Source organism: Oerskovia sp. NPDC060338 (assembly GCF_042726295.1).
GTDB classification, from domain to species: domain Bacteria; phylum Actinomycetota; class Actinomycetes; order Actinomycetales; family Cellulomonadaceae; genus Oerskovia; species Oerskovia merdavium.
Genome location: NZ_JBHXCQ010000002.1, coordinates 247,095 through 273,854 on the forward strand (window position 1 = coordinate 247,095; position 26,760 = coordinate 273,854).

Consider the following 26,760-nt stretch of genomic DNA (forward strand, 5'->3'; position numbering starts at 1 on the left):
CCGCGTGGCTAACGGCGAACCGTCGCCCCCAGGTTCTCGCAGGCTGCGATCGCCAGGCTGACGACCTCGGCGGCCTCTGGCTTCGGTACCGTGCGCCAGGGCGACGAGAGCACCATCCTGAACGTGATGAACCTCGTCCGTCCTTCCGCGCTCGTGCGGTGGTGAACATCGACGATGTCGACCGAGGAGACGATCGCCTCGACCGAGGACAACGCCTCGATCATCGAGCGGGGACTCACCCCGTCGGGAGTCTCGAAGCACAGGTCCCGCGTTGCGACCGGGAAGCGGGAGGGATGTTCGGCCCGCGTATACCTCGGTACCAACGCAAAGAACTGATCCAGGTCGATCTCGGCCGCAGCCACCTCTCGTCGGGGCGCACCAGAAGTGTGCACCGCGGCAGAGACGACTCCCACACAGCCGATGTGGTGGTCCCCCGCGAGGAGATGTGCTGATGTACCGGCGCGGAAGCGCGCATCGTCCGTCGGCACGAGCTGCAGTGGATGCGACCTGCCCGACACGGCCAGGAGCGAGCCCACCACGGTGACCAGAGCCTCGATGTCGTCTTCGTCGGGGGCGGGTTCAGCTCCGGTGACGGCAGCGGTCAGCATGCGCTTCTCGATTCCGCGCCCGTCCGCGCCCTCACGCACCACCACTGTGCCGAGCTCGAACACACGCAGCGCCTCGTGAGTGCCCTGACTGATGAGCGACTCCGCGAGACCGTGCACCAGCGACGAACGAACGGCCACGCAGGGCGCGCCTGACGGCGTACGCAGCGACACGGCGAGAGGATCCGGGACGGCCGGTCGCGGAGTGCTCCTGATCAGCGGTGCGATGACCTCACGGAAGCCCATCTCTCGCAGAGCACTGCGTACCGCGTCGTCCTGGAGAGGGCCGGCGGGGTGGTCGAGAAGAGGTCGGGGAAGGGTCCGGTCGAGCTGGCCGAACCCCACGAGCCGTACCAGCTCGTTGACGAGGGTCACGTCGTCGACGAGGTCGCCGCGGCCGTGCGGGACCACGACTTCGACGCATGTCCCGTCGAGGGGTCTGACTCTTGCACCGATGCGGGACAGGACCTTCGTGACGTCGGCGAGGCTCGTCGTGCTCCCGATCGCGGTCGAGAAGCTGGCCAGGTCCAGGTTCACGCGCCGGGGGGCGGGTGATGGCCCGGTTCCCACCGCGCCATGGACCGGTTCGCAACCCATGAGTCGGCTCACGTGGAAGAGAGCCGGGAGGCAGTCCTTCAGCACGTGCGACGACGTCGCGACGAGCACGAGGTACCCGTCGGAGGGCTCCGCAGCGGACGATGCGTCGATGCCGCTCAGTGCGAGTCCCGGATGCGGACCTCCCTGGTCGTCCGCGGCTCTGACCGCGAGCTCAAAGGGTCCCTGACCGGCCGGGTGAGCCGAGATCCGGACACCGTGCTCGAAACCCGCGGCTCGCATCGCGCGATCCAACGTGTCCACGCCGCCCAGAGACGCGAGCTCTTGTCGGCGCAGTGTTGCGCGGTCGACCGTGTGTGCTCCTGAAGGAGCACGGATGACGATCGCTGCGGCTGCGGTACCAGGTGCTTCGACGGTCAGGCTGGAACGGCTCGGGCCCAGCGAGGCAGGACCGCACGGGACGACCGTGCACCCGGACCTGGCAGCGACCTCCAGCGCGAGTCCTCGGAGGCTCCGGGCGTGTGCCAGGTGGTCCGGCACCCGGACCATCAGCACCTCTTCGCCCGCCGTCCTGTGCATCCAGCCGGCGGCGGGGGACCCGACGACGGCGTGCGGCGGCAGCTTCACGGCGTCCAGGTCGGGCCGCCCGATGTCCACGCCCAGGCACACCTGACCCGTGCTCTGCCCGGGGCCTCGTCCCTTTGGCAACCGGACGACCCTCGCGAAGCCCTCGGAGGGCTCCCCACCTGGTCGTGCGAACAGCAGGGCTCCGGGAAGGGCGACCGCGACCTTGCTCCCCGTCGGTAGGTCGCCCCGCGCAGCATCGTCGAGCGCGACCATTTCCTTCGTCGGCACACGGACGACGACGCATCCGCTGCGCCCGAACTCGACGACCTCGCCCACGACCACCAGGGGGTTCAGGTCGCCTATTACCTCGACCGAGCTCACGGTGATCCCTGCCTCGCCGAGAAGCACGTCCGCGACGCTTCGCGACTGGTTCTGCGAGAGGAGCGAGTTGAGCCACGACATCGGCACACGCATGGGGGTTAGCCGTTCTGGGCGAGGACCCGCAGGTCCGTGCTGAGGAACGGACGGATGTCCGCGACGTGGTGACGAATCGCCAGGAGACGCTCGAGGGAGATGGCGAGGGAGATGGCACGCGAGCCGCTCGGTACCTCTGCTGCAGCCATCACCGCAGGAGTCAGCGCGCCGCCGGACATGACCTCGAGGAAGCCGCGTCCACCGCAGAGGGCGCAGCCGGCTTGCTCGCACGGGGTGCAGGGAGCATCCACCGAGAACCCAGGGGAGACGTAGGGAAGGGTACGAAACCGCAGTGTCGCGCCGTGGCCCTGACCGAGCACGTCGTCGAGGAGGCCGAGCGCCATGCCCGTGGCGTCGGTCAGGACGATGTCCGGCCCTACGGCGGCCACCTCCATCTGATGGAACTGGGTGACGAACCGAGGGGTGGGGGTCGTGTTCCGGTAGCACGGGCCTCCGACGAGCACGCGACGCTCTGTGCGCCCGCGGCCCTGTCGAAGGACGCGCATCACCGACGACGTGGTGTGGCTGCGCAGGACGCGACCATCCTCGAGGTAGAAGGTATGCGCAGGGCTGCGGGTGGGATGCCCTTCGGGTACCGAGAGAAGATCGAAGCTGTGCAGGACGTCCTCGACCTCAGGTGTGGGATGTGTGCGGAACCCGAGGCTCGCGAAGAACGCGGTGACCTGAGAAGCCAGGGTAGTGATCGGATGGCGCGTCGTCAGACGAGGAGCGAGATCGCCTCGGAGCACATCGAGGCCGAATGGCTCGTCGGTCTGGCCGTCATTGGCTGTCAGCACAGGACGGATAGTATCAACGGGCCCTGAAGCGCGAGGACGAGCAGAACGGACGGGAGAACGCCCAGTGGTCGGTGCACCCGATCTGGTGAGCGACGAGATCCGCACCAGGGCCTATGGCTCAGGGATCGTCGTGGCCGAGTCCTTCGCGCCGGGCGACCCAAGGTGCCTGTGGCCGCAGGAGGAGCTCGTGGTCGACGGGGCGCGGGCGCCGCGGCGTGAGGAGTTCGCTTCTGTACGGGCGTGTGCACGGCTGGCGCTCGCGCGGCTGGGAGTAGGCGCTGTGCCTATCTTGCCGTGCGGTTCGGGGCCGATGTGGGCGCGACGTGCCCCGAGATGGCCGAGCGGAATCGTCGGCAGCATGACGCACACGACCGGATACGCGGCAGCCGCCGTGGCGTCCGACGACACGATCGCGTCGGTGGGGCTGGATGCGGAGGTCAATGCGTCCTTGCCGGACGAGGTGTGCGAGTACATCATCCGGCCGGACGAGCGCTCACAGCTCGTCCGGCTGGGCGAGAGCGGACACGCTGTGGCATGGGAACGGCTCCTGTTCAGCGTCAAGGAGGCGGTCTTCAAAGCATGGTTCCCCGTGGCGAAGAGCTGGCTCGGATTCGACGAGTGTCGGGTAGAGCTGGGCGCTGAGGGCGTGTTCCGTGCATCGTTGCTCGGCGGCGCGCTGGACGTGAGCGGGAGCCGGATACACCAGCTCGACGGCGTCTGGCACGTGGTCCCGGGCGCCGGGACGGATCTGCTCGTGACGCTCGTCGTGGTTCCGCGGCACGAGTGAGCGAGCGTCGCTTCTCTCCCGACGGCCAGGGACGAGCAGCCCAGGAGGCGGGCTCGTCCGTCTCCGTCAGTTCACGGGGGTGCCCGGATCGTCCGAGGCGCCGGACACGACTCGAACGGGGCCCTCGTCCGAGGTCGGTGCTTGGAATCCGTCGAGATACGCAAGGGCTGTCTCGAACGGCACGTGGATGTCATTGGGGCCGCCGTTGACGCGATTCCTGAGCCGGGAGAGCAGGATGCTCCGCGGCGTCCTCACGTGAAGGACGACGGGCGTGACTCCGAAGGGCGCAAGGAACTCGCGGTACTTGTCGCGCGCCGCGCGAGACCAGAATGACGTGTCCACGACAACTCTTTCACCGCTCGTCACAGCGTCGGACAACCTGCGCTGCAGGTGCTGGTGAACCACCAGGCACCCTTCCTCAGGCACAGGATGGGTGCGAAAGCCCCGCCGCCAGGCTTCCTCGTCGAAGGAGAGACGGACATAGCCCTCTCGTTCGAGCCGACGGGCAAGAGTTGACTTGCCCGATCCCGCCGGACCGCACATCAGGATCACTTGCTCCATGCATCCAGGGTATTCGATTCCGGGACGACCGATTCGACCCGTCACGGGCCGGGCGCCTGAAGGTAGCCGGCGCTTTGCAGATAGGGTGCCCGCGATGGTCTCCTCCGATCGCTTCCGCCGACGGGGGCGACGCGCCGTGCCACTGAAAGGACCGACCCATGGATTTCCGGGTGTTTGTCGAACCTCAGCAAGGAGCCACCTATCGCGATCAGCTCGAGTGCGCGCGAGCGGCCGAAGAGCTGCGGTACGACGGCTTCTTTCGTTCGGACCACTACCTGGCTGTCGGTGGGGTCCCAGGCCTTCCCGGACCGACCGACTCGTGGGTGACGCTTGCCGGTCTGGCCGTCGAGACGCGTTCATTGCGGTTGGGGACACTCGTGTCGTCCGCGACGCTTCGGCCGCCGGGCCAGCTCGCCATCCAGGTCGCCCAGGTCGACGACATGTCCGACGGGCGGGTCGAGCTCGGGCTGGGCGCCGGATGGTTCGCGCAGGAGCACGCTGCCTACGGGATCCCGTTCCCCCGGCAACGATTCGACCGGCTCGACGAGCAGCTCCAGATCGTGCGAGGTATCTGGGAGACCCCGGAGGGCCGGACCTTCGACTTCGAGGGTCGCCACTACGCGCTGTCGAACTGTCCGGGCCTGCCCAAGCCCCGCCAGCACAGGCTCCCCGTGATCGTCGGAGGTCGTGGGCCGGTCAGAACCCCCTCCCTCGCAGCGCGACACGCCGACGAGTTCAACATCGGTTTCGTTCGCCCCGAGGTCGCGGCGGAGCAGTTCGCTCGCGTACGTGGGGCATGCCTCGACCAGGGCCGCGATCCCTCGACGCTGACCTACTCCGCCGCCCTGGTGGTCTGCTGCGGTACCTCCGACCGTGAGGTGTCAGCACGAGCGCAGCGGATGGAGCGAGGCCTCGCCGAACTGAGAGCCACGGGCCTGACGGGTTCTCCGGACGAAGTCGCGGAGAAGATCGACCGGTACCGGGAGGCGGGCGTCGAGCGTCTCTACCTGCAGTTTCTTGACATCAAGGACATCGATCACGTCGAGCTCGTCGCCCTGCGGGTCGTCTCGCAGCTCGTCCCCGGCTGACCCCGGGGCGCGAGGGCGATCCGGAAGGTCTCGAGGCGCCGTGCATGACGCATGTGGTGTACCTGCGCCGCAACTTGCTGTACGTTACGAGACGTCGCCCGGGTGGTGGGTTCCTCATCCCTGGAATGTCATGCGTAGCAGTGTAGCTAAGGTTTCCTAAACTATTGGAGGAATCTGCATGTCCGGCTGGGACTCTCAGACGTACGGTCGACGATGGTCGAACATCTATGACGGACTTCCTTGGCCGGAGCCGACCGAGACAGTCGACTTCTTGATGGAGTGGGTCGGGGACGGGGCGGTTCTCGAGCTCGCGATCGGAACAGGCCGAGTGGCGATTCCGTTGGCAGCTCGAGGAGTTGACCTCGAGGGCATCGACACCTCGCAGGAGATGATCGATGTGCTGCGCGGCAAGGAAGGCGGCGCCGATATCACGGTTCACCAAGGCGACATCAGCAAGTTCCAGCTCGACCGGACCTACTCCATGGCGTTTCTCGTGCTCAACACGATCTACGCCTTGCAGAGCCAGGACGAGCAGATCTCCTGCTTCGAGAGTGCCGCGGGCGCTATTGAGCCCGGTGGGCACTTCGTGGTCGAGGCGTTCATGCCTGACCCGACGCGGTTTCGCCGGAATTCCTGGACCCAGGTGCACGACATCGGCCTGGGTCACGTCGTCATCGAGGCGGACAAGCACGATCCTTCCACCCAGCAGATCCTCGAGCAGCACATTCACATCCGGGACGGGAAGATCGAGCTCTTTCCCGCCTTCCTCCGGTACGTCTGGCCTTCCGAGATGGATCTCATGGCGCGTCTTGCCGGCTTCACGCTGGTCGAGCGCTTCGGAAGCTGGACGAAGGACCAGTTCACGGCTCGTTCGGGGCAGCACGTCTCGGTCTATCGTCGTGACTGAGGCTTCCGGCGACCAATGTGAGGCAGCGAGGCGTGCGAGGCGTGCGAGGCGACGGATCGTTGGCTACGCCCGTCATCGGACGGTGCATCTCGGATCGTCACTCTCGGTGGTCGATGCGCTCGATGCCGTCCTGAGCCGCACCGAGGCGCGAGGCGATGGAGCTGGGCGAAGCCCTTGCGTGCTGAGCAAGGGGCACGCGGTCTGGGCGCTGTACGCCCTGATGGCGGAGCGTGGTCACCGGCGCTACGACGACGCGACGGGACTCCCGGGCCATCCCACGGACGACTATCCGGGGGTCGACGTCGCCACGGGAGCACTCGGGCACGGTCTCTCGATCGCGGCCGGGCTGGCGGAGGGATTCCGTCTCTCGGGGACAGAACGCCCTGTCTACGCGATCCTCGGCGACGGCGAGCTCAACGAGGGGTCTGTCTGGGAAGCCATCATGTTCGCCGCCCACCGGCACCTGAGACGGCTGGTGGTCGTCGTAGACGTCAACGGTCTTCAGCAGGAGGGGACCACCGACGAGGTCCTGAACATGAGTCCGCTGGCCCCCAGGTGGGGAGCATTCGGCTGGGATGTGACGAGTATCGACGGTCACGATCGCCACGCGCTCGACAGTGCGCTCGCCTGGGCCGAGAACACCGACAGGCCGGCTGTGGTGCTCGCCCGGACGGTGAAGGGCAACGGTGTCGGCTTCATGGAGAACAGCCTCGATTGGCACACCGGCCGACTCGACGACCGTGGCCTCGAGCTTGCTCTCGCAGATCTCGGAGCCTGAGGTATGGACGCAAGCACAGGCCTCCTCGGCAAGGAGGCGATGCGTCCTGCCGTCTCGGCGACGCTGGCCCAGCTCGGCCACGAGACCGACGAGCTCGTCGTCCTCGCAGCCGACGGACGGGCCTTGGCCCTCTCGTTCGCAGCGGTGTTTCCTGAGCGCTTCGTCGATGTCGGGATCGCCGAGGCCAACCTGATGGGCGTCGCCGCGGGACTCGCGCGTTCTGGACGGCGAGTCGTCGTCTGCGGGATGGCCCCGTTCCTCGTGCGGAGGGCCGCAGAGCAGCTACGACTCGACATCTGCGGTCCAGGCCTCGACGTCACCATCCTCGGGGTCGGCGGCGGCCTCGGGTACGGGGATCTCGGAGCCAGTCACCATGCGCCGGAGGATCTCGGGAGCCTTGCGAGCATGCCCGGTATGCGGGTCTTCTGCCCTGCGGACATCCACGACGCACGGTGGTCCGTGCGGCAGGCAGTTGCCCTCCGGGGGCCGGCCTACGTTCGGCTCGGCGCGCGTGAGGACGTGGTCGTCCACCAGGCCGACGAGGAATTCTCGTCGGCAGGAACGTTGCGCGGAGGACTCTCGTACGACGTCTTGATCATCGCCGCAGGGGCGACGGTCGGCCAGGCGCTCGAAGCCGCGCGCAGCGCGCGCTTGCAGGGTGTCGACGTCGCAGTACTGGACCTTGCACAGGTGTATCCCTTCCCGGCGGACAGCGTCCAGGAAGCCGCGCGACGAGCCCGACGCGTCGTCACGGTCGAGGAACACCTGGCGACATCGGGCATCGCAGCCCAGACAGCGCTGGTGCTCGCGGGTCAGTGGCACGGCGACTTCGTGCCGCTCGCGATCGACCGCCGCCCGGCACCGTCGGTGGGGCGTGAAGAGCTTTTCGCCTACTACCGGATTGATACGGCCGCGGTGCTCGACGCGGTCATGACAGGAGAAACAGGGGGACGAGGCTGATGCGGATTCTATTGGGAGCCCAGAGCTGCGGATTCGGGCCGGTGGCCAAGCTCACCGCTATCTCACGCGCGCTGGAGGGGCATCACCGTGTGTGCGTCGGCATCACCGTGGCATCCGATTTCGCGCAACGCAACGAGGACGCATACGACGAGGTGCTTGAACTGGAGGCAGGTGATGCTGGTCTCGAGCAGCAGATCCGCGAAGCCGACTGGGTGGTGTCGGTGATGAACGCGGACTTGGTGTTCAGTGCCCTGTCCCAAGGTCGTCCGGTCATGCTCATCGACAGCCTTCTCGCCTTCTGGCAGCTGGCGCGGACGCCGACGGAGATCGCCGAGACCTGTCGGCGCATGCAGCTCGAGGGCTTCGCCGACTGGCGGAACCACATCGCTGAACTCAGTCCGCACGAGCAGATCTACGCCGCGCACGTGTGCGCTACGGCGTCGGTGGTCCAGAACTTCCCCGGCGTTCCCGAACGCGTCGCCGAGCTCCGGGCCCTCGGTGCCGCGAGCCCCGTGCTGAGCGGTCCGATCGTGGACGAGTTCGGGCTGAGTGGTGTCGAGGCTTCCGAGGACGAGCCGCTGGACCTCCTCATCAACCTGGGCGGGTTCAAGAACTTCCTGCTGGACTACGACACGCACAACCAGTACCTCGAGCTGATCTCGCGTTGGGTACCCGAGCTGGTGGCCGCACGACCTGAGCTCAAGCGAGTCGCGGTGTGCGGCGGAGGCTACGGGGGGCCACGGGCGAGCGAGATCCGGGTCAGAGAGAGCACCATCACCTTCGAGTGCATGTCTCAGCGCGAGTTCATCGCAGCGGTCGCGAGTGCCCGGCACTACATGCTCACTCCTGGGCTGACCGCGATCCATGAGTCGATCGCGCTCGGTCGGTTTCCCTTGGCGCTCCCTGAGGAGCACTACGGGCACATCGCCAATCTCGACGCCTTGCGAGGAACTCTCTTCGGAAGGACCGGGACTCGCTTCAAGGACCTCATCGAGGGATATGAGGTCCCGCCCGACGACTTCGCCGGGACCGCGGCGATCGTGAACCATGTCGAAGACGTGCTGAACGACGATGGAGCCTATCGACGGTTCGCTGACCGGATGGGCGAGCGGATCGACACGTTCGTAGCACTCTCTGACGCAGACCGTGACGGCGGGGTGGCCGAGCTGCGCGAGCTCCTGAGCGGCCCGAGCTTCTCGGAGATCCTGTATGAGTTCATCCCTGCCGGGGTTCCGGACGGACGGTCTGCGATGCAGGTGAGCGTCCCATGACGATCCAGGCCAGCGATGCCCTGCCACGGGTCATCGAGCAGGTCCGTGCGCTGCACCAGGACGTCGACCAGGAGCGGCTGACGTTCTCGCACTGGGTGCCGCGCAGCGAACGAAAGCAACGTCAGAGGCTCTTCGTCGCCTCTGTGCTCGACGGCACGCCGCACTACGTGGCCAAGGTCTCCTTGGACGACGAGGACCAGATGGTGGCGCGCGAGTGGCAGATGCTCACCGATCTCCACGGGTCCTCGATCAGCGTCCCCGATCCCGTGCAGCCGCTCGAGCGGGGGTTCGCCATGGCGAACGTCGGAATGCACGACCTTCCGGACGTGCTGGCCGGAGCAGACCACGCGGAGTGGTCGCGGCTCCTGCTCGAGGGGGTCGAGGCGGGTGCGACCGTCCACCTGCGTGAGGTGCCACTTCTGCGTGAAGGTGCCGCGCACCGGTTCGTCGGCGCGGCCGCTTCCATGTATCCAGGCGAGACGCGCGAAGCGCTGTCCCACGCAGGGGTCGGGGCCGTGCACGGTGACATGGGTCCCTGGAACTTTCGGGTGTGCGCGGACGGTGCGGTCGCGCTCATCGACTGGGAGGACTTCTCGCCGCGGGGAATCTGCGCACTCGACGTCCTCAACCTCGTCCTCACTGCCGCTCTCATCGCATATCCCGAGTATCGGGAGCGCGGGTTTGACTGGCTCTTCGACAAGCTCTACCAAGGTGAGGGGCCGTACCAGGACGCAGCCCGAGCGGCGCTCGCGAGGTATGCGGACCTGACAGGCGAATCACCCTCCACGGTCCTCGCGCTCACGCCGGTGTTCTGCGATGCCATGGTTCGACGGATCCGTGCGCAGGGCCGGCCTGTCGATCACCTGTTCTTCCTGCCGCTGGCCGCGAGGTACCGTGCAGATCCGCTGCGTCAGATCGGGGGCCGTGGTGCCTGATCCGTTTCTCTCCGACGCTGTCGTGATCGGTGGCGGACCCTCCGGAATGCTCGCCGCATGGCGTCTCGCGAAGTCCAACGCGCGAGTCACGCTGCTCGAGGCGGGTCGCGACATGCGGACGAGCCTCTGTTCGAAGGTCTCCGCGAGGATGGACGGGCGTAGCGTTCGCGAGGCAGAGAAGTTTCGTCTCCAGTGCCATCGGTGCGACTGCCTTACTGGCCTCGGAGGGGCCGCCTTCCACTTCGACACCAATCTGGGCTACGTGTCCGGGCTGTCTCGATCCAAGCTCGAAGCAGACGGTGAGGGGCGCGTCCGCGCGTACAGCGGTCTCGAACGGACGCTCGGCGGATTCGACCGGGCATCACGCTCGGTGGCCGAGGTCTACGAGCTCATGGAACGTTTCGGTGTCGCTGCCTTGACCCAGTCCGCCCCGTCGTCGCAGGACAGTGTCGTACCCGACGGGTTCGATCTCGCCGACGGTGCCATCTCAACGGCCATCACCGTCGACGAGGCGATCGTCATGGTCGATGCGCTGCTGGCCGATGCGTTGCCGGCCGGTCTGGACCTTCGCCTCGGGACGAGAGCAGAGTCGGTGCGGCGTCAGCTCGACGGGACGTGGCATGTCCAGACCGCGACGGAGGTGCTGCGCACGCGAAACGTGGTCGTCGGAGTCGGCAAGCTCGGAGTCGGCTGGGTGCAGTCCGTCCTCGACCAGAATGCGGTGGTGCACCGGCCGAGCACGAAGGTCGATCTCGGTGTCAGGATCGAGGCGCCGGGCGAGATCCTCGCTCCCTTGACGGCTTCGTGCCAGAACCCCAAGTTCACGTTCCTGAATGCGCAGAGCGAGCCCGTACGCACGTTCTGCGTGTGCGAGCACGGGCGGATCATGCAGTATGCCTTCGAGGACACGGTTCTCCTCGACGGTCAGCACTGCGTGACGACCCCCACCTCGCGCACCAACTTCGGCGTCATCACGACGGTTGACGTCCCTGTCGGAGTCAGCGGAACCCGCCATGCCGGTGACTTCGCCCGAGCGGTGACGACTGCAGGCCGAGGGCACCCGGTTGCACAGCCCCTCGTAGACTTCCTCGGCCTCGGTGGTGGGGGAGCCAGTCCGGGTACGAGCCTCGTCCGCGTCACCTGGGGTGACCTCGCCACTGTCCTCGGGCCCGAACGCGTCGCCGACGTCACGCGCATGACCGAGCTGCTGGAGAACGTTGCTCCTGGGCTCATCGGCCCCGAGAGCGTGGTCGCAGCGCCAGTCATCGAGCGGATCTTCCCCGCCATCGAGCTGTCTGACGACATGGAGAGCAGCGCGCCTGGCCTGTACTTCGTCGGCGACAGCTCCTCCAAGATCATCGGCGTCACGTACGGCGCCGCGACAGGACTCGCCGCGGCTGACTCCATCCTTCGGACCTGAGAGGGGAAAGACATGAGCCTGACGTCACAACCACCGGAGCTCGGCCGAGGGGTCGCGACGACCCATGGGGTCGGCGGATGGACCGAGCTGTGCGCGGCGTACCCCTCGTCCACACCCGCCGAGATCCTCCTTGCTGCCGTGAGCATCATCCTCGAGCGATACGAAGATCCCGCCACACTTCTTCTTGACGACGACCCAGCGGCGGGGCGTCGAGCGGCCGCGTATCTTCGTGGCTCCGGGATCTCGGCCGGTTGGACTCCGCTGCTCGACGAGGTGCGGTCCTCCGGGGAAGCTACCTCCAGCGCCCGCACCGCGGAACCGGACGTCGACGGACGGACGGCGGTATCGATCGGTGGCAGCCTCGGTACTCGTGCCGGAGTGCGCCTGGACCCAGACGCCTCGGGCCTCCGCGCTGCCCTGGACGACGGGCCGGCCGCGGCCACGATCCTGCAGCGGATTCTCGACCACCTTCCGATCCTGGCCGCGGCGCTGCCCGCCGCAGATGTCGAGCTGGGTCGGGTGGACATTCTCACCCCTACTCATCGAGTCCTGAACGGAGGGACTCCGTCTCGCCTCCCGGACTACCCCGGCGTGACGTTGCACGAGCTCTTCCGACTTCAGGCCTGGCGCACTCCCGACGCCCCGGCGCTCGTCTCGGACGCCGTCACGGTCACGTACCGCGAACTCGACCATGCGTCGTCAGTCCTCTCACGTCGTCTCACGAACGAGGTGAGCCCGGGAGACGTCGTGGGGGTCTGCAGCGAGCGGTCGGTCGAGCTCTTCGTCGCGATCATCGCGATCCTCAAGGCCGGCGCAGCCTTCGTCTTCCTCGATCCTGACGTGCCCGCTGCGCGGTTGAGTCAGTTCGTCGAGGTCAGCAGGCCACGCCTGGTCCTCGTCGGTCCGGGATCCAGCGGGATCCCGACGACGGCTCCGACGACGTCGCTCCCGTCCATCTCCGGCCTGCTGACTGCCGAACCGGTGGCGGCTCCCGACGTGCTCGTCGGGCCTCACAGCCCTGCATACGTCCTGTTCACGTCCGGTTCGACCGGCGTACCGAAGGCCGTGCTCCGGTCGCACCGGCTACATACGAGCCGGGTGTTCCTCGAACAGTCGATCTACGGGCTCGGCTCCGAGGACCGACACCTTCTGAAGCTCCCCCTCAGTTCTCGAGAGCTCTTCTGGCCGCTCGCGACCGGCGGTGCCTGTGTTCTCGTCCCGCCCGGAGCGGAGCGCGACGACCAGGAGCTACTCCGGATCATGCGCGTCCACCGCGTCTCGGTGCTCAGCATCGTCCCATCGATGCTCCGCGTGCTGGCGGCATCCACCGCCTTCGCGACGCTTCCTGCGCTGAGGCACGTGTTCGTCGGTGGGGAGACGTTGCACTCCGACCTCGAGAGCCGCGTCCGCTCGTTTGGCTACGAGGTGCACACCACGTTCACCTTGACCGAAGCGGACTACGTGACGCACCGGAGCGGACCGGCACCGTCGTCCGACGGGGAGGTCAGCAACATCGGACGGCCGCTCGACATGCGGGTCTATGTCTGTGACGACCACGGCCGCAGAGTACCGCCTGGCGTCACCGGCGAGGTGTGGACCGGAGGTCCTGGGCTGGCAGAAGGGTACCTCCACGAGCCGGCCCGCACCGCGGAGCGGTTTGTGCCCAACCCCTTCGACGACCCTCAGGTGCCGGTTCTCTTCCGGTCGGGTGACCTCGCCCAAATCCGTGCCGACGGGTCGTTCGACTACCTCGGACGCAGGGACCTGCAGGTCAAGATCCGTGGACAGCGCGTCGAGCCAACCGAGGTCGAGCACTGGATCCGCTCCCATCCGGGGGTGGACAACGCTGCGGTCGTCGGCTATGCGGACCTCGAGCAGGGGGCGGTGCTCGTGGCGTTCGTCGCCCGGACGGACGACACGACGACCGAACGTGAGCTCCGCGAGCACCTGGCCGAGCAGGTGCCCGGGTGGATGATCCCACGGCACTTCACGTTCGTGCCCCGGCTCCCGCAGATGCCGAACGGCAAGGTGGACCGCGTCGCCTTGCGGCTCCCTGAGCGAGAGCGGCCCGGAGACCTGCCGCCGCCCACCAGGCCAGACGACCCTCGCCAGACGACGCTGGTCGGCCTCTGGCGACGGGTGCTGCAGCTCGAGCAGATCGGCGTGGACGACGACTTCTTCGAGCTCGGAGGGGACTCGCTGCGCCTCCTGCTGCTCCGTGCCGCGATCCAGGACGAGCTGGGCGTGACCATCGACGCGGTCCACCTGCTGGCTGCCACGACGGTGCGCGCGCAGGCGGGGCTATGGGGAGCGGCCCCTGCGGGATCCACGCACGGCGTCGAGCGGGCACGGCCCTCCCGGGAGGACGCAGCAAGAGAACGTGACAGGCGTGCGGCGCTTCGGCGCGCACACCTCGACAACGACGACGAGAGATCTCTTCGATGACGGGCATCGCGATCGTCGGGACAGCTGGCAGGCTTCCCGGTGCGGCGGACCTCGACGAGTACTGGCGCAACCTCCTCGACGGCAAGGACTGCATCACGCGAGGAGATTCTGACGAACTGCGTTGCCACGTGGCGGCCGAGCTCCTGGACGACGCTCGGTGGATCGGAGCATCTGGACGGATCGACGGTGTCTACGACTTCGATCCCGAGTCGTTCGGGATGGCGCCACGAACGGCGCTGATCACCGATCCGCAGCACCGGCTGCTCCTGACGACCGTGCACCAGGCACTTGAGGATGCTGCCCTGATTCCGGGCCGTGACGCACGGGTCGGCGTGTTTGCCGGAGTGGGACGGAACCGGCACGAGGAGCTCGTCCGTGTGGTCTCCCGCGCCCTGGGAGAGCCCATCGACGAGCTGGCGCTCGAAGTGGGCAACGGGAAGGACCACAGCAGCACCAAGACCGCGTTCCGATTCGGGTTCACAGGGCCGGCCATCACGGTGCAGACCGCGTGCTCGACGGGACTCGTCGCCGTGCACCAGGCGTCCCAGGCACTCGCCAACCAGGAGTGTGACATCGCGATCGCGGCCGCTGCGGCCGTTCGTGTTCCCGACGTCCACGGGTACCTCTACCTGCCCGGAGGAATCGGCTCCACCGATGGTGTCTGCCGCCCCTTCTCCTCACGGGCCAGTGGTGCCGTCGCCGGCGACGGGGTCGTGGCGCTCGTGCTGATGCGTGACGAGGATGCCCGGTTCGAGGCCCTCCGAACTCGTGCTGTGATCCTGGGTTCCGCGGTGAACAACGACGGTGCGAAGAGCGGGTACGCGTCGGTCAGTGCAGCGGCCCAGGAGGCCGTGATCCGCGACGCTCTCCTGTTCGCGGAGGTCGAGCCCTCCGAGGTCGGGAGCCTCGAGGCTCACGGGTCGGGGACGCCGCTCGGAGATGCGACGGAGTGGTCCGCGCTGAGCGCGGTCTATGGGACCGAAGGAAAGACGCTGGTCGGTTCGGTCAAGTCGAACCTGGGTCACCTCCGCGAGGCGTCGGGTCTGGCGGGACTGGTCCGCGTCGTGGGGAGCCTCACGCACGACAAGGTGCCCCCCACGATCAACGTCGGGGTGGCGGCCGACTTCACCCGGGAAAGGAGCGGGCTCGAGCTCGCCCGGACGGTGCAGGGATGGCCGCGCCCCGGAGCGCGCCGCGCCGCTGTCAGCGCATTCGGGCTGGGCGGGACGAACGTTCACCTGGTGCTCGAGCAGGCGCGGCAAGGTTTCGAAGAGCCGGTGCCAGACGAACGAGCACGACCGTCGCTGGTCGTGCTCTCAGCGCGCACCGAGGCCGCGGTCGAGGCGACAGGGCGACGCTGGAGCGACGCGCTGCTCGCGGGCACGCCCCTCACCGCTGCGGCCGCCGTGTCCCAGCTCGGACGCAGTCGTCGCGCACATCGGCGCTTCGCGGTCGGAAGCGACCCCGCAGTCGTAGCCGCCGACCTCGCCGAAGCATCATCCTCGGCGGCTGCGACGCTGCCCGCCGCTCACCAGGTGTGCTTTGTCTTCCCCGGTGTCGGGGACCAGTACCCGTCGATGGCTGCGGGACTCCGGGCCTGGCTCCCGGGTTTCGACGCGGAACTGGACCGACTGATGGACGCCTGCGGGCGACACGCAGATCGTGACCTCTCGGCAGTTCTCACCGCTCCGACCGCAGGAGCCGACGACTCGGCACCGAACTTCAGCCTCAGGCGCCTGGTCGAGCGTCGAGAGGCTGGCGCGCTGAACGAGGTCGACACGGTGGCAGCCCACGCCATGGTGTTCAGCGTCCAGGTCGCGCTCGCGCGGAGCCTGCAGGGTGTGGGGATCCAGCCCGACGCCGTGGTAGGACACAGCTTGGGAGAGCTGTCGGCCGCGACGGTGGCAGGGGCCTTCTCGGACGAAGACGCGATCAGGCTCGTGATGACGCGCGCGCGGCTCGTGGACGCCCAGCCCGCCGGTGCGATGCTCGCCCTGAGCATGTCCAAGAAGGAGGCCGAAGAGCTGACGGGCCCGGACGTCTGGCTCGCCGCCGTCAACTCTCCGCGCAGCTGCGTCGTCGCTGGTCAGCGCGAGCGCATCCTCGCGCTGGCCGATGCGCTCGCCGAGCGAGGGCTTCCTGGTCGACTTCTCCCGGTCACGCAAGCACTCCACACCCCTCTCATGGCGCCTGCTGCGGAAGCGCTTGCCGAACTCTTGCAGCAGGTCGTGATCCGTCAACCTGACATCACCATCGCCTCGAACGTCACCGGTGGATGGGTCGACTCCGAGATCACTCGCAGCGACTACTGGTACGAGCACCTCACCTCGACCGTCCGGTTCGACCAGGCGCTCGTCACTGCCTCCTCCAGGTGCGGCGTCCTTCTCGAGATCGGACCGGGGCAGCTCCGGACGCTCGCCGCCCAGAGCAAGCGCGACCTGGGGGACGCGATGGTCGTACCGACTGTTCGCCGGGATTACCAGAACGTTCGGGACGACTCGGTTCTGCTCCGAGCACTCGGGGCACTGTGGTGTGCAGGGGTCGAGCCGAGCTGGCAGGCGCTCTACGGGTCTCGTCCGGGGTGGCGGGACTCGCTTCCGGCAACTTCTCTCGAAGAGCGCCGCTATGACATCGCCGACACCGTGGCCGGGACCGTGGACCTCGACGCCCGTCGCGATGAGCTCCTCGACACACGCGCACCGGCGACCGCGCCAGGTCAGGGAGGGCCTCCGCCGGCCACGCCGGACGTCAGCCCCGGGGACGCCGACAATGCTGTTCTCGAAGCGCTGGTGCACGTCTGGACCGAGGTTCTCGGAGTCTCGGACCTCCGCGTGAACAGTGACTTCTTCGACCTTGGTGGCGACTCGATGATGAGTGTCCAGCTCATACGGGGCCTGGAGCGGCGGCTGGGCTTCCACGTGCCGGCGATCGTCGTCTTCGAGGAGTCGCAGCTCGGGCCGATGGCGAGGTGCATCGATGACTGGAACCGACGAGAGAGCGAACAGCATGCCTGAGACCGACCTTCTGGTGGGCGTCGTGGGTGCCGGGGTCATGGGCGTGAGCCTTGCTCACGCCATGACGTCCGTCGGCATCACGGTCGTGATCCACGACAACGATCCTGCAGCGCTTGCATCGGCGCAGACGGAGGTGATGAGGGCATCGAGGCTTGCGCGGCTGTCCCTCGGTCGCGCGACGTCAGACCCGGCGCCGCTCCGGACGTCCCACGACCTGGCGGACCTTGCCGCATGTCATCTGGTCGTGGAGAACGTCACCGAGGACGTCGCGGTCAAGCAGGCCGTGCACCAGGAGCTGGACGCCGTCCTGAGCGCCGACGCGATCCTTGCCGTGAACACCTCGGCCGTACCGATCACTTCGCTCGCCCTCGCGAGCGAGCACCCGGAGCGTGTCGTCGGAGCGCACTTCATGAATCCTGTCGCGACCTCGTCGATGGTCGAGGTGGTCCGGACGAGCTACACCTCGGCGCATGCGGTGGAGTTCCTGACAGGCGTGCTCGACCGCATGGGCAAGGAACGGGTGGTGGTGAACGACGCGGCGGGCTTCGTCATCAACCGCTGCCTGATGATGTTCGTCAACGAGGCGGCCGCCCTGCTCGATGACGGTGTCGCGACAGCACCGCAGGTCGACCGGCTGTTCCGTGGGTGCCTGGGGCATCGCACAGGGCCACTTCGCACCGCCGACGTCATCGGGGTCGACACCATCGTCGACACGCTCCACATCCTGAGCGACCACTACGGTCCGGCACGATTCGCGCCGTCGACTCGACTGTTGACCATGCTGCAGGCCGGACACCTCGGTCGGAAGTCCGGACGAGGTTTCTACGACTACGGGGAGGACTGAACCGATGACCGTCGGCATCAGTGGAGGAAACAAGGTTGCGCCCGACGACGAAGCGATCCGAATGGTGGTGCGTGCCTTTCTCGCACGATACGTCGATGATCCCGAGGCGCTCGAACAGGACCGTCTGCTGTCCGACGGGGTGCTGGACTCTCTCGCGGCGGCCGGTCTGATCGCCCACCTGGAGCGACGGTTCGATCTCGAGGTCACAGACATCGACCTCGAGATCGAGAACTTCGACTCGCTTGACGCGATCACGACCTTCGTCAGGACGAAGCTGTGCAGCTGACCGCAGAAGACCTCGGGCGGGCGCGTACCCTCGCCGGCGAGTTTCTCAGTGCCAGCGGCCCCCGGCGGGTTCCCGGGACCCTCGTCGGGTTCGAGTACGGGGGGCTCGGGCTGAGCCACGCCGAGCACGGCGAGATCTGTCGGCTGGTCGCCGAGGTGTCACCGTCGCGCCAGTCGTTGCTCACCGTGCACACCATGGTGTGCCGGGCGGTCGAGCGCTGGGCGAGCCCGTCGGTGAAGGATGCCCACCTCCCGCACCTCGCGTCGGGCGAGTCGATCGGAGCGTTCGCCCTCACGGAGGACGAGGCCGGCAGCGATGTGCGTGGCGTGTCCGTCGCCTGCGAGGAGACGGACGACGGCTGGCAGCTCACCGGGACGAAACGATGGGTCACCTACGGTCTCGAGGCCGACTACTTCCTGCTGTTCGCGGCAGGGGCCGAGGGGCCCCTCGCGCTCTTGGTCAAGAGGACCGACGAGGGAGTCCACGTGAGCCCGTCGCCGCGAACCAGCGGGCTCGCGGACTCACGTCTCGCGGACGTGCGGCTCGAGGCGTGCCGGGTCCCTCGCGATCGGATCGTGAGCCGACCCGGTGCCGCCTTGTCGCACGTCGCGACAGACGCCTTGACCCTGGGCCGACTCAGCGTCGCCTTCGCGGCATGGGGTCTCGCCCGCACCGCGTTGAACGAGGCCGTCGGACGGTCGATCGGGCGTCGCCAGTTCGACGGCCCGCTCCACGACCGCCAGCTCGTCCGAGGGTTGCTCGCCGACGCGTCGCTCGCGGTCGACGCGACCCGCGAACTATGCCGGAAGGCAGCGAGAGCCATGGACGAGCGTTCAGAGTGGATGATGCACGACGTCCTCACGGCCAAGCTGTTCGCGAGCAGGACTGCGACGAGCGTGGCCGCGACGGCAGCCCAGCTGCATGGTGCGGCAGGGCTCGTCGAGGGATCGCCCGTCGACGTGCTCGTTCGAGACGCACGGGTCTACGAGGTGATCGAGGGCAACACCCAGCTGCTCCAAGATCTGGTGGCGACGCAGGTTCTCGCTCGGTACCGCAGCGGAGACCATGATGAGAGCTGAGCCTGTGCCTGCAGAGAAGGTCAAGTGTGTCGTCTGGGATCTCGACGACACCCTCTGGGAGGGTGTCCTGTCGGAGGGAGGCGGGGCGCGGCTTCGCCCCGGGGTACAGGAGATCATCCACGAGCTGGATCGGCGCGGAATCTTGTCGTCGATCGCCAGCAAGAACGAGCCGGAGCGTGCGCGTGCCCGACTCACCGAGCTCGGCGTCGAGGAGTACTTCGTCTTCCCGCAGATCTCGTGGGACGCGAAGTCGACTCTCGTAGCCGCGGTGGCTTCCGAGCTCAACATCGGGCTCGACACGCTGATGTTCCTCGACGACTCACCGTTCGAGCTGGCCGAGGTCGGTCAAGCCCACCCTGTCGTTCGATGCGTCGACGCCGCACGGGTGGACGACCTGCTCTCGAGGCCCGAGCTCGACGTGCCAAGGACCCCCGATGGCCGCAACCGACGGCGGATGTACCGCGAGGCTGCGGTACGCAAACGCCACGAGGAGTCGTTCGTCGGTCCGCGGTCAAGCTTCCTTGCGTCCCTCGACATGAGGTTGGTGGTTCGCGCCACTGTGGTCGAGGACCTCGACCGTGCTGCGGAACTGACCCAGCGCACGCATCAGCTGAACACGACCGGACTGGTCTTCGACCGCGAGCAGCTCACGTCGCTGATGGACCGGGACGACCACCTGGTCCTCTCCGTCGAGCTGATCGATCGGTTCGGGGACTACGGCATGGTTGGCCTCGTGCTCGTCGCCCTGGAGCCGGACAGCTGGCGCATCAGACTGTTTCTCATGTCGTGCCGCGTCATGGGACGCAACGTCGGCGGGGCCGTTCTCGCATCTCTCGCGGCAGGCGCTCGCGCCCAGGGCAGGGGAGTCACCGCGGACTTCAGACCGAACGACGTCAATCGACCCATGTACACCGTCTACCGTCTCGCGGGCTTCGCCCACGAGAGCGACGTGGGCTCCGTCCGGCGCCTCCGGCTACGAGCCGACGTGAACCTCGCTGTCCCCGACTACCTCGGGATCGACGTCTCGATCCCCGCGCGATCCCAGATCAAGGAGCCGTGAGCATGGATGCCTTCACCGACCGTTGGGTCGACAAGTTCTCGAACGTCTACGAGGAAGAGGAGCTTGCGGACATCTGCTGGGTGACGACCTCGGTCAGTCCCGTGCTCCAGGGTCTCGTCATCGACCAGACGATCCCGCGTGGATCGCGCGTCGTCGACCTCGGATGTGGCCCCGGAGTGCATTCCACGTTCCTCGCCCGGCACGGCATGAACGTCGTCGGGGTCGACCGGTCCAGCGCTGCCCTGGACAAGGCGCGCCAGCTCGCCGGCTTTTACAACGCCAACGTCGAGTTCGTGACCGGGGACATCCTCGATGTTCCATTGGCTGACGCATCGGCGGACGTCGTCCACGACTCGTTCGTCTATCACAACGTCCGACCCGACGCACGAGCCAGCTACGTCAGCGAGGTAGCGAGGATCCTTCGTCCCGGTGGCCTCCTCGTGATGACCGAGTTCTCCGATCGGATGAGCCCAGGCACTGGACCCATCCGACTCACAGCAGACGACATGACCTTGCCCTGGGCAGAGCAGTTCAGTGTCGAAGAGCTGAGACGCTTCAAGAACCTGCCCACGGAGAAGCGGCCCGACCAGTGGCACTGGCTCGGCCTCTACCGACGCCGGTGACCGGCATGTCTGCCGTCAGTTCGCCGCCCGTGGGGCGCTTCCACGGCAAGAACGTCCTCGTGACGGGCGCCGGACGGGGCATCGGCCGCGCCTGCGCACTGGCGTTCGCGCAGGAGGGCGCACAGGTAGCGCTCTCCAGCCGAACCGCGGAGCAGCTCGAGCACGTGAGCGACGAGATCGGCGCTCTCACAGGTGATCGGGCCGCCTGGACGACGATCGACGTATCCGAGGAGGACCAGGTAGTCCGGGGGGTGGCGGAGCTGACGGAACGCAGCGGGCCGTTCGATGTCCTCATCAATTGCGCCGGGGCCTTCTCGATCGGTCCGTCCGAGCACGTCGAGGCTGACACTGTGCGCGCCATGCTGAACTGCAACGCACTCGGAACCATCCTCATGTGTCGCGAGGTCGGGCGAACGATGCTCGAACGCGGGACAGGTCGGATCGTGAACTTCGCCTCGCTGCTGTCCTTCACGGCGTTCCCCGGACGTACTGCGTACGCGGCCAGCAAGGGGGCCGTGCTCCAGACGACACGCTCGCTCGGTGTCGAGTGGGCGTCACGAGGTGTCACCGTGAACGCAGTCGCGCCAGGGATGATCCGCATCGAGACGGTTCATCCACAGGTCGCTGACGGGAAGCTGACCGAGGACGACATCGTGCGTCGTATCCCCATGGGCCGACGGGGCGTTCCCAGCGACGTCACCGGGCCGGTCCTGTTCCTCGCATCCGAGGACGCCGCGTACATCACCGGCGAGACGCTCGTCGTGGACGGCGGCTGGCTCAGCTACGGATATCTGTAGGACCCAGGGGACGGAAGAAGGAGATTCACAGTGGAGAATCACGCGATCATCGGGTGCGGCCGCGTAGCACCGAACCACGCGAGCGGGTTCGGCAGGGTCGACGGATGGGCGGTCTCCGTCGTCTGCGACACCGTCGCGCCCCGCGCTGAGGCATTCGCCGCCGAGCACGGGATCCCGCGAGCGACCAGCGACATCAACGGCATCCTCAACGACGACAACGTGACGAGCGTGTCCGTGACCGTCGACCACGCCAGCCACGCGGGCATCGTCGAGGCGGCTCTCCGGGCAGGCAAGCACGTCCTCGTGGAGAAGCCGTTCGGCCTCGACCCCGCCGAGGCGCGGCGCCTCGTGGACCTGGCGCGGGCGCAGGGGCTCACTCTCTCCGTCGTCTCGCAGCATCGGTACGACTCCGTCGTCGTCGCGATCAAGGAATGGATGACGCAAGGGCTGCTCGGTGAGACGGTGTTCGTCAGTGCGTCGCTTCAGGCTCGCCGGGAAGGCGCCTACTACATGGACTCGAGCTGGCGGGGTACGCAGGCTGGTGAAGGCGGGTCGGCCCTGATGAACCAGGGGTACCACTGTCTCGACACGGTTCGATGGTTGTGCGGCGACCTGACGACTCGTGCGGCGACCGCGCGGACTGTATCGCTCGGCGGTGTCATCGAGACCGAGGACACCCTGTGCGGAATGCTGACGACTGAGGCCGGGGCTGCCGTGCTGCTCAGCATCACCGTCGCGAGCAGCCTCGAGTGGCGATCAAGGATCGAGATCGCTGGGACACGAGGCACGGTCACCTTCGACCTCGACCACCCTGGTCGGCTCCACCACTGGTACGGCTCGCCCGAGCTCGATGCCTTGGCGGAGGCGGAGAATGCGCGCAGCCTGACCGACGAACCCGTCGGAATCTCCTACTACGGAATCTCGCACCAGCAGCAGATCTCGGACTTCTGCAGCAACGTCAGCACCGGGAGGCCGATGCTCTTCGACGCGGGCGACTCCGTGGGGACCCTGGAAGCCGTCGTCGGGCTCTATGACCGTGCGATGGTCCTGCAATGAGGCGCATGCTGCCGATCGCCACGCCGCTCGCGTACGGCTATCAGTTCTATGCCTTCCCTCTTGCGATCCTCGAGGGACGCGAGGAAGCACGTGACTGGGTGCTGAGCAACTACATCCAGACCGCATTCGACCTTGCTCCCGACTCGCCCGTCCCGTTCTGCTTCTACGTCGACGACTTCACGCGATCTCCCTGGCTCGAGACCCAGACGCTCACCCGGCAGTTCTGTCGTTCCCGCGGCGACCGCATCGACGACCTGGTTCGTGACGCGATCCGTGACGGGTGGTACGTCTACCTGACCGTCAACGAGCGCCACATCCCAGACCGGCTCGCGTACGTCAACGAGATCGACTACCCGCACGACCTGCTCGTCTACGGGTTCGACGACGACGACGACACGTTCGCGATCCTGGGTTACGACCAGGATCAGATGTTCCGTCCGACGACCTCGCCCCAGGAGTCGTTCCGGACTGCCTTCGAAGCGATGGGAGAGGGTGACTTCTACGACACCGGCATCATCCTCTACCGCTTCGACGACACCGGGCGATACGAGCTGGACCCGGTGTTCGTGGCCGACGCGATCGAGGAGTACCTCGTGGGGACAAATACGTCCCAGCGCTACCAGGCGTCGCAGGCGGCCCTCGACCGTGACTGGGGAATGCAGGGTTACAGCGCGCTCGTGGGGCACCTCAAGCGCTACGCCGACGGCGCCGAGCCGTTCAACATCCTCAATGTCCAGGTCCTGTGGGAGCACAAGCGATTGATGGTGGCGCGTGCCGAAAGGTGTGGTGAGCTCGGCGCTGCGGTCAGCGAGATCGTGCCTGAGCTACGGCGGATCGAGCGTAGAGCCTGGACCTTGCGGACGATGATGCTCGCGACGTCCAGCGGCGACCTCGAAGGGTTCCGACGCGATGCCGTTCCTCTCCTGGAAGAGATCGCCGCGGCAGAACCCGAGGTCCTGACGACGCTCGTCGCCGCCTTGCGGGATCTTGCGCGGGAGCCCGTGAGTTGAGCCCCTTCCTTCACCACGCCCTGCGCCGGGCTCGGCCGACTCGTACCAGCCCGAGGGTGACCAGGTATCTGACGGACCGTGGAACTGCTCTCGGCTGCCGAGAACAACGTAGTCATGAGGAGAGCGAATGATCGTCGTAGAAGACCTGCTGCGCCAGTTTGATGTCACCGTTCGCGAGCCCGGCCTCCGTGGTGCGCTCCGCTCGATCGTCCATCGTGAGCACCGCACCGTCACTGCCGTCGAGGACGTGTCGTTCACCGCGGGCGGTGGTCAGGTGCTTGGCTTCCTGGGTCCAAACGGTGCGGGCAAGACCACCACGCTCAAGTGTCTCGCCGGACTGCTGACCCCAACCTCCGGCCGTGTCGAGGTCTTGGGACACGAACCGTCACGACGAGACCCCGAGCTGCTTCGTCGCATCGGATTCGTCATGGGACAGCGCTGGCAGCTGCATATCGATCTACCCGTGTGGGAGTCGTTCGACCTGCATCGCGTCACCTATGGTTTGGGGCGAGCCGAGTTCGAGACATCGAGGGACGAGCTGATCGAGATGCTCGGGCTCGACGCCATCGTGATGCAGCAGGCGCGCAAGCTGAGTCTCGGTCAGCGCATGCGGTGCGAGTTCGCCGCAGCGCTTCTGCATCGACCGTCAGTCGTGCTCCTCGATGAACCCACGCTCGGACTCGACTTCGAGGCGCAGGTGCAGATTCGTGAGTTCGTCGCCGACTACGTCGCCCGGACCGGCGCGTGCGTCCTTCTCACCTCGCACTATCTCGCCGATATCGAAGCACTGTGCCAGGACGTCATGACGATCTCCGGTGGGCGTCTCACGTTCCGGGGCTCGTTGCGCGAGATCCAAGCGATGAGCAGCAACGCCAAGCAGGTGCGGGCGCAGCTGCTTGCGCCGCTCTCGGAGCGCGAGCTGGCGACGATCGGTCTCGACGAGGTCACGATCGTCGAGCACACACCGACCGAACTCGTTCTCACCGTGCCGCGGGGGCGCGCGGGGAGAGTTGTCGGTCTGCTCGAGCAGGTCGAGACCGTCACCGACCTGAAGATGGGTGACCCACCGCTCGAGGAGGCGCTCACTCAGCTCTACCGCCGTGGCGAGGAGGTGTCATGACCGCACGTCAGACCGTGACCCCTCAAAGTGCACTACGCGCTGACGGGAGCGTGGAGGCAGGTCGCCGGCCCATCAGCGGTCCCACACATGTGATCCGTACGGGTGCCGCGACGCTCCGGACCGAGGTGCAGGCCCGCGCGGCCTACAGGGCGCAGATCGCCATGGGCGCGTTCGGGTGGGTCGTCCCGCTCGCGTTCATGGTCCTGTGGCGGGGGGCCGCGGCGGACGGTGCGATTTCGGGTATCACCGAGGCCCAGTTCACGACGTACTTCGCGATTCTCCTTGTCGTCTCCAACCTCTGGATCACGGGCAGCGTCGTCTTCGGGATGTCCGGCAGGATCCACAGCGGTCAGCTGTCCGCGATGCTCCTGCGTCCCTTTCCTCCGGTGCTGGTTCCCGTCGCCGAGGGGATCGCGGTCAACTTGTACAGGGCGCCGGTCGCGATGGTCGGCGTGCCGGTCGTCATCTTCGCAGCGCACGGTGCGGTCACGAACGAGCCAGCGGACTGGTTGCTGGCGCTGGTCGTGACGATCCTCGGGATCACGGCGATGACCTACGTAGGGGCGCTCGTCGCCTGCATCGCGTTCTGGATGACGAAGGCTGACGGAGTGATGGGGCTGGTCTTCGGGCTCGAGTGGGTGCTCGGTGGCATGGTGGCACCCATCGCCCTCATGCCTGGCCCACTGCCCGAGATACTCGCACACCAGCCATTCTGGTACGCAGCGGGCGCTCCCGCCGAGGTCATGGCCGGGATCGGCGACCACGATGCCTGGCTCCTCGTCGAGTGCCTCGTGTGGATCGTCGTGCTCCACATCGCCTTCCACTGTCTCTGGCGACGAGCCCAGCGTCGATACGAGGCGGTGGGCACGTGAGCACCACCGCGTCGACCTGGGAGGGGCCGAAGGTGGGGTCCCTGCGGCACACTCTCATGGTGCTCCTCTGGGGGTGGAAGGCGACACTGTCCGGTGCTGCCGAGTACCGATCCGACCTGATCGCGGGCACCTTGGTCTCGCTCGTGTGGCTCGGGGTGTCGGCAGTACCGTCTGTCGTGCTGTCGCTGCACTCTGACGGCGCAGGTGGTTGGACACTGCCACGCCTGATGTACCTGCTCGCCATCTGGTACCTCATGGACGCGATCATGTGGATCGTCGTCCAGCCCAACGTCGGCCGCTGGGGTGAGGAGGTGCGCACCGGAACGCTCGATGCGGTCCTGCTGCGCCCCGTGCACTCGCTGGTCCTCTGCTCGCTGCGCACACTGGGCATCCAGGACACCCCGAAGCTCCTGCTGGCCCTCGGGCTCGCAGTGCTGGCAGTGGTCAACGGGGGTGGCCCCCCGTCGCCGCTGGCGGCTCTCGGGAGCGTCGTGTGCGTCGTGTGCGCCATCGTGCTGATGTGGGCGTTCGGTGTGCTCACCTCGTACAAGGTGCTCTCTCAGGTGCAGTTCGACGCGACCTTCATGCTCCATGCTGGCCTCAACCTTGGTCGCGTACCAGTCCCTCTCTACGGCCAGGTTCTGCGAGTCCTGCTCACCTGGGTGATACCCGTGGCTTTCATCTCGACCGTTCCGGCACAGGTGATGTTCGGGATGGCGTCCCTCTGGATGGTGCCCGCCGCGCTGGGAATCACGGTCGTCGCGGTGACGACGGTCATCATCGTCTGGAAGCGGGAGCTGCAGCGGTATGCGGGTGCGATGAGCTAGCTGTGGTGTGTGTACCGAAGTC

The 26,760-nt window shown here is 67.1% G+C and carries 24 protein-coding genes; 21 read left to right on the forward strand and 3 right to left on the reverse strand.

Translation table 11 applies throughout. The features are described 5' to 3' along the window. Positions 1 to 8: 8 nt before the first annotated feature. Both ACFWGN_RS03175 and ACFWGN_RS03180 read right to left on the reverse strand, forming a co-directional pair. Positions 9 to 980 (reverse strand): hypothetical protein, encoded by a 972-nt coding sequence (locus ACFWGN_RS03175; RefSeq protein ID WP_377615633.1) that lies wholly within the window; start codon positions 978 to 980, stop codon positions 9 to 11. Positions 981 to 2,206: 1,226 nt separating this feature from the next. Continuing rightward, entirely contained in the window at positions 2,207 to 2,998 is a 792-nt protein-coding gene (locus ACFWGN_RS03180) for a hypothetical protein (protein ID WP_377615634.1), read from the reverse strand. Positions 2,999 to 3,185: 187 nt separating this feature from the next. Here ACFWGN_RS03180 and ACFWGN_RS03185 point away from each other — a divergent pair, with 187 nt between their 5' ends. Further along, the gene (locus tag ACFWGN_RS03185) at positions 3,186 to 3,785 is read left to right on the forward strand and encodes a 4'-phosphopantetheinyl transferase (RefSeq protein WP_377615790.1); all 600 of its coding nucleotides are present in this window, start codon (positions 3,186 to 3,188) and stop codon (positions 3,783 to 3,785) included. Between the two features lie 66 nt (positions 3,786 to 3,851). Here ACFWGN_RS03185 and ACFWGN_RS03190 read toward each other — a convergent pair whose 3' ends face one another. Then, entirely contained in the window at positions 3,852 to 4,346 is a 495-nt protein-coding gene (locus ACFWGN_RS03190; RefSeq protein ID WP_377615635.1) for an AAA family ATPase, read from the reverse strand. 158 nt (positions 4,347 to 4,504) lie between these two features. Between ACFWGN_RS03190 and ACFWGN_RS03195 the strand changes: the two genes are divergently transcribed. From ACFWGN_RS03195 to ACFWGN_RS03290, 20 genes are all read left to right on the forward strand, one after another. Next, on the forward strand, positions 4,505 to 5,434 hold the full coding sequence (locus ACFWGN_RS03195) for an LLM class F420-dependent oxidoreductase (protein WP_377615636.1): 930 nt from the start codon (positions 4,505 to 4,507) through the stop codon (positions 5,432 to 5,434). 178 nt (positions 5,435 to 5,612) lie between these two features. Then, positions 5,613 to 6,341 (forward strand): class I SAM-dependent DNA methyltransferase, encoded by a 729-nt coding sequence (locus tag ACFWGN_RS03200; RefSeq protein ID WP_377615637.1) that lies wholly within the window; start codon positions 5,613 to 5,615, stop codon positions 6,339 to 6,341. After that, positions 6,334 to 7,119: a 1-deoxy-D-xylulose-5-phosphate synthase N-terminal domain-containing protein gene (locus ACFWGN_RS03205; protein WP_377615638.1), complete on the forward strand. Its 786-nt coding sequence runs from the start codon at positions 6,334 to 6,336 to the stop codon at positions 7,117 to 7,119. The genes ACFWGN_RS03200 and ACFWGN_RS03205 overlap by 8 nt, the downstream gene beginning before the upstream one ends. 39 nt (positions 7,120 to 7,158) lie before the next feature. Beyond that, complete coding sequence (locus ACFWGN_RS03210) at positions 7,159 to 8,079, forward strand: transketolase family protein (RefSeq protein ID WP_377615639.1); 921 nt, start codon at positions 7,159 to 7,161, stop codon at positions 8,077 to 8,079. 41 nt (positions 8,080 to 8,120) lie between these two features. Then, complete coding sequence (locus tag ACFWGN_RS03215) at positions 8,121 to 9,350, forward strand: hypothetical protein (RefSeq protein ID WP_377615640.1); 1,230 nt, start codon at positions 8,121 to 8,123, stop codon at positions 9,348 to 9,350. Continuing rightward, positions 9,347 to 10,285: a hypothetical protein gene (locus ACFWGN_RS03220; RefSeq protein ID WP_377615641.1), complete on the forward strand. Its 939-nt coding sequence runs from the start codon at positions 9,347 to 9,349 to the stop codon at positions 10,283 to 10,285. Before ACFWGN_RS03215 ends, ACFWGN_RS03220 begins: the two co-directional genes overlap by 4 nt. Then, positions 10,167 to 11,705, forward strand: coding sequence for an FAD-dependent oxidoreductase (locus ACFWGN_RS03225; protein WP_377615642.1), 1,539 nt, complete (start codon positions 10,167 to 10,169; stop codon positions 11,703 to 11,705). The genes ACFWGN_RS03220 and ACFWGN_RS03225 overlap by 119 nt, the downstream gene beginning before the upstream one ends. Positions 11,706 to 12,083: 378 nt before the next feature. After that, complete coding sequence (locus tag ACFWGN_RS03230; RefSeq protein ID WP_377615643.1) at positions 12,084 to 14,150, forward strand: non-ribosomal peptide synthetase; 2,067 nt, start codon at positions 12,084 to 12,086, stop codon at positions 14,148 to 14,150. After that, the gene (locus ACFWGN_RS03235; protein WP_377615644.1) at positions 14,147 to 17,164 is read left to right on the forward strand and encodes a beta-ketoacyl synthase N-terminal-like domain-containing protein; all 3,018 of its coding nucleotides are present in this window, start codon (positions 14,147 to 14,149) and stop codon (positions 17,162 to 17,164) included. Before ACFWGN_RS03230 ends, ACFWGN_RS03235 begins: the two co-directional genes overlap by 4 nt. After that, positions 17,157 to 18,008, forward strand: a complete 852-nt coding sequence (locus ACFWGN_RS03240) for a 3-hydroxyacyl-CoA dehydrogenase family protein (protein ID WP_377615645.1) — start codon at positions 17,157 to 17,159, stop codon at positions 18,006 to 18,008. Before ACFWGN_RS03235 ends, ACFWGN_RS03240 begins: the two co-directional genes overlap by 8 nt. A gap of 4 nt (positions 18,009 to 18,012) precedes the next feature. Next, positions 18,013 to 18,294, forward strand: coding sequence for an acyl carrier protein (locus tag ACFWGN_RS03245; protein ID WP_377615646.1), 282 nt, complete (start codon positions 18,013 to 18,015; stop codon positions 18,292 to 18,294). After that, entirely contained in the window at positions 18,285 to 19,373 is a 1,089-nt protein-coding gene (locus ACFWGN_RS03250; RefSeq protein WP_377615647.1) for an acyl-CoA dehydrogenase family protein, read from the forward strand. The genes ACFWGN_RS03245 and ACFWGN_RS03250 overlap by 10 nt, the downstream gene beginning before the upstream one ends. Further along, positions 19,363 to 20,433 carry an HAD-IIIC family phosphatase gene (locus tag ACFWGN_RS03255; protein WP_377615648.1) on the forward strand — a complete coding sequence of 357 codons (1,071 nt, stop codon included), beginning with the start codon at positions 19,363 to 19,365 and terminating at the stop codon, positions 20,431 to 20,433. Before ACFWGN_RS03250 ends, ACFWGN_RS03255 begins: the two co-directional genes overlap by 11 nt. 2 nt (positions 20,434 to 20,435) lie before the next feature. Then, a complete protein-coding gene (locus tag ACFWGN_RS03260) occupies positions 20,436 to 21,056 on the forward strand; it encodes a class I SAM-dependent methyltransferase (RefSeq protein WP_377615649.1) in 621 nt (206 codons plus the stop codon). Between the two features lie 59 nt (positions 21,057 to 21,115). Next, positions 21,116 to 21,853: an SDR family NAD(P)-dependent oxidoreductase gene (locus tag ACFWGN_RS03265; protein WP_377615650.1), complete on the forward strand. Its 738-nt coding sequence runs from the start codon at positions 21,116 to 21,118 to the stop codon at positions 21,851 to 21,853. A 30-nt stretch (positions 21,854 to 21,883) separates the two neighbouring features. Then, on the forward strand, positions 21,884 to 22,909 hold the full coding sequence (locus ACFWGN_RS03270) for a Gfo/Idh/MocA family protein (protein WP_377615651.1): 1,026 nt from the start codon (positions 21,884 to 21,886) through the stop codon (positions 22,907 to 22,909). Positions 22,910 to 22,914: 5 nt separating this feature from the next. Next, entirely contained in the window at positions 22,915 to 23,919 is a 1,005-nt protein-coding gene (locus ACFWGN_RS03275) for a hypothetical protein (protein WP_377615652.1), read from the forward strand. A gap of 127 nt (positions 23,920 to 24,046) precedes the next feature. After that, the gene (locus ACFWGN_RS03280) at positions 24,047 to 25,039 is read left to right on the forward strand and encodes an ATP-binding cassette domain-containing protein (RefSeq protein WP_377615653.1); all 993 of its coding nucleotides are present in this window, start codon (positions 24,047 to 24,049) and stop codon (positions 25,037 to 25,039) included. Then, complete coding sequence (locus tag ACFWGN_RS03285) at positions 25,036 to 25,911, forward strand: ABC transporter permease (RefSeq protein ID WP_377615654.1); 876 nt, start codon at positions 25,036 to 25,038, stop codon at positions 25,909 to 25,911. Before ACFWGN_RS03280 ends, ACFWGN_RS03285 begins: the two co-directional genes overlap by 4 nt. Before the next feature lie 56 nt (positions 25,912 to 25,967). Then, positions 25,968 to 26,738 carry an ABC-2 family transporter protein gene (locus ACFWGN_RS03290; protein WP_377615791.1) on the forward strand — a complete coding sequence of 257 codons (771 nt, stop codon included), beginning with the start codon at positions 25,968 to 25,970 and terminating at the stop codon, positions 26,736 to 26,738. Positions 26,739 to 26,760 lie beyond the last annotated feature (22 nt).